This is a genomic window from Leisingera sp. F5 (genome assembly GCF_001593695.1).
Map to the genome: position 1 here is coordinate 1 of NZ_LUKH01000336.1, position 2,803 is coordinate 2,803.

General features: G+C 58.3%; 3 protein-coding genes and 1 pseudogene. 3 read left to right on the top strand and 1 reads right to left on the bottom strand.

Annotation, left to right across the window (positions count from 1 at the left end; all coding sequences use genetic code 11):
- Nucleotides 1–1,124, top strand: a 1,124-nt coding sequence (locus A2I95_RS29840) for an aminopeptidase P family protein (RefSeq protein WP_291735706.1), incomplete at its 5' end; no start/stop codon positions are given.
- Nucleotides 1,125–1,232: 108 nt separating this feature from the next.
- Here A2I95_RS29840 and A2I95_RS29845 read toward each other — a convergent pair.
- Nucleotides 1,233–1,721 (bottom strand): heme-binding protein, encoded by a 489-nt coding sequence (locus tag A2I95_RS29845; RefSeq protein ID WP_259995062.1) that lies wholly within the window; start codon nt 1,719–1,721, stop codon nt 1,233–1,235.
- 86 nt (nt 1,722–1,807) lie between these two features.
- Here A2I95_RS29845 and A2I95_RS29850 point away from each other — a divergent pair, with 86 nt between their 5' ends.
- Together A2I95_RS29850 and A2I95_RS29855 are read left to right on the top strand one after the other, a co-directional pair.
- Entirely contained in the window at nt 1,808–2,443 is a 636-nt protein-coding gene (locus tag A2I95_RS29850) for a Crp/Fnr family transcriptional regulator (RefSeq protein WP_259995059.1), read from the top strand.
- Between the two features lie 64 nt (nt 2,444–2,507).
- Nucleotides 2,508–2,803: pseudogene (locus A2I95_RS29855) on the top strand (hypothetical protein); the annotation flags it as partial.

Consider the following 2,803-nt stretch of genomic DNA (forward strand, 5'->3'; position numbering starts at 1 on the left):
TTGCCGGCCTGCGCAAGATCATGGCTGAGACTGGCGTAACTGCCGCTGTCTTCACCTCGATGCACAACATCTCGTATTATTCGGGCTTCACCTACTGCGCCTTTGGCCGCCCTTATGGCATGGTGGTGACCGCATCCGAGGCGGTGACCATCTCGGCCGGCATCGACGCGGGCCAACCCTGGCGCCGGTCGTTCTGCGACAACATCACCTATACCGATTGGCAGCGCGACAACTTCTGGCGTGCAATCAAGTCGGTCAGCGGTGCGGGCGCGGTTGTCGGTTTTGAAAGCGATCACCTGACCCTGATGCAGAAGGCCAAACTGGAGAGCTTCCTGGAGCCGTCCAGCCTGGTTGATCTGTACCACCCCACCATGGTTCAGCGGATGGGTAAATCGGCTGCGGAACTGGACATGATCCGTGCCGGTGCCGCTGTCGCTGACGTCGGCGGCTTTGCAATCCGCGATGCGGTCAAAGAAGGCGCGCGCGAGATTGATGTGGCGATGGCCGGCCGCGATGCGATGGAGCTGGAGATTGCCAAGCGGTTTCCGGATGCCGAATACCGTGACAGCTGGGTCTGGTTCCAGTCCGGCATCAACACCGATGGCGCCCATAACCCGGTGACGGGCCGCACCCTGCAGCGTGGCGATATCCTGTCGCTGAACACCTTCCCGATGATCTCGGGCTATTACACCGCGCTGGAACGGACCATGTTCGTGAAAGAAGTGGATGCCGAGTCGCTGCGGATCTGGGAGGCCAATGTGGCGGCGCATGAGCTGGGCATCTCGCTGCTGAAGCCGGGCGCAAGCTGTGCAGAAATTACCCATCAGATCAACGCCTTCTTTGAAGAGCAGGATCTGCTGCAATACCGCACCTTCGGCTATGGCCACTCCTTTGGGGTTCTGTCCCACTACTATGGCCGCGAGGCCGGGCTGGAGCTGCGCGAGGATATCGATACGGTGCTGGAGCCGGGCATGGTGATCTCGATGGAGCCGATGCTGACCATCGCTGACGGCCAACCCGGTGCCGGCGGCTACCGTGAGCACGACATCCTGATCATTCACGAGGATGGCAACGAGAATATCACCAAATACCCCTATGGGCCGGAGTTCAACGTCGTCGGCTGAGGCAGGCTGAAAGCGGAAAAGCAGGGGGTGCCATGTGTGCACCCCCTGTGTACCGGTCAGGCACCTGCGGGGGTGAGCCAGACTGGTTGCAGGTCTGGAAGCGGGCCGTCAGCCGTTCTTGCTGTTCAGAACCTTTGCGATTGCGGATTCACCGCAGGCCTCTTCAATGTTCGGGTCTGGCGCACCCGAAAGACCGATTGCGCCGATCAACGTGCCCTCGTGGAACAGCGGCAGACCTCCGGTTAGCAGCAGGATGTCGTCTTCCATTTTTCCCAGCTGGCTGTATCCGTCCGCCTGGGGTGCCATATTGAGAACAGATGTTGATACCTTCAGGGACGCGGCCGTATAGGCCTTCCGGAAGCTGGTATGAATGGTGTTTGCACCAGTGCCTTCTCCCCGGAAAAAATAGAGCAGCCGGCCTTGGTCATTCACGACAGAGACCGATACTGCCGTCTCTTGTGCACGGCAATCTGCAAGCGCCTCTTTGGCGACCGCTTCGGCAATTTCGGTTGTCAGAGCCGGGCGGTTCGGAATTTCGACCGCTGAGGCAGTAGCGGCCGCGAGCAATCCGGCCGCAGCCGCGCCGAAGATTACCATTTTCATCTTTTGGACTCCCTTGTAGCAAATGCTGCGGAGACTACGTGTAGGGCCGGAATGAAAAGACAATCTGGATTGTTTTCCCGATGAAAAATGTGAACTTCCGGAATTGGCTTGACCATTGCTCTGACGAAACCAGGCAAGCGGTGCATGGCAAGGCACGGGGGAGGTGCATCCCCAAAGGAGGCTTGGTTCACGAAATCGCAGATTCGGCGCAGGAATTGTACTTTATTGAAACTGGCGCGGTACGGTTCGGGGCGACACATGAGGGCGGCAAAGAGCTGATCGTCCGCGATCTTGATGCGGGGGACTGGTTTGGTTTCATCGGGTGCCTTGGGTCCGGTCAGAGGCCGAATGCGGCCTATACGGTAACGGAGACCCGGTTGCAGGTGGTCGACTGGAAAGACATCGAGGAAATAGGTCAGGCAGATCCAAGTCTATGGCAGGCGATTGCAGCTGTCCTGGCTGGGCTTGCTGGTCATTTTTATAAGAATTACGAGAATACGGTTTTTCTCTCGCTGGAACAAAGACTGAAAACCACGCTGCAACAGATTTCCATTTGGCAGAACTCGCGAAAGCTGCAAATCAGCCAGGAAGAACTGGCTGCCATCTTGGGCGTGACCAAAGAAGCTGTGGGCCTTCATCTGAACGGCTTGAAGGCCAAAGGCCAAGTGCAGCTGGGATACAGGAGCATTCACTTGCTGGAGAAGACTGGACCTTAGCCGGATGGCGGCGCGTCAGGCTAACGCCGGCATATAGTAAGACCGGCAGACGCCGGGCGCCTGAATGAAAAAAGTGTTGGCTTGGTCTCCCGGCAAGTGGCCTTCTGGCACGGACGTTGCGCCGGGGCGGGTCTTGGGGCATATGTTCCGCCACGGCATCGCCAGCCTGTATGTTACCCTCTTGCAGACGGCGCACGCACGTGCGCCCCGCGAGGAAGAAAGAGCCACCGCCATGTATGACGCCCCGGAAAAGAAGAAATCCGAATTTGCGCTGATCCAGCTGATGCCGAACATGATGACCATTGGCGCCATCTGTGCCGGCCTGACGGCGATTCGCTTTGCGGTGTTTGGAAATTACAC

Excerpts from the sequence above, each read along its gene's own strand:
- A2I95_RS29845 (WP_259995062.1), bottom strand. The coding sequence starts at position 1,721 with ATGGTAATCTTCGGCGCGGCTGCGGCCGGATTGCTCGCGGCCGCTACT.
- A2I95_RS29850 (WP_259995059.1), top strand. The coding sequence starts at position 1,808 with ATGAAAAATGTGAACTTCCGGAATTGGCTTGACCATTGCTCTGACGAA.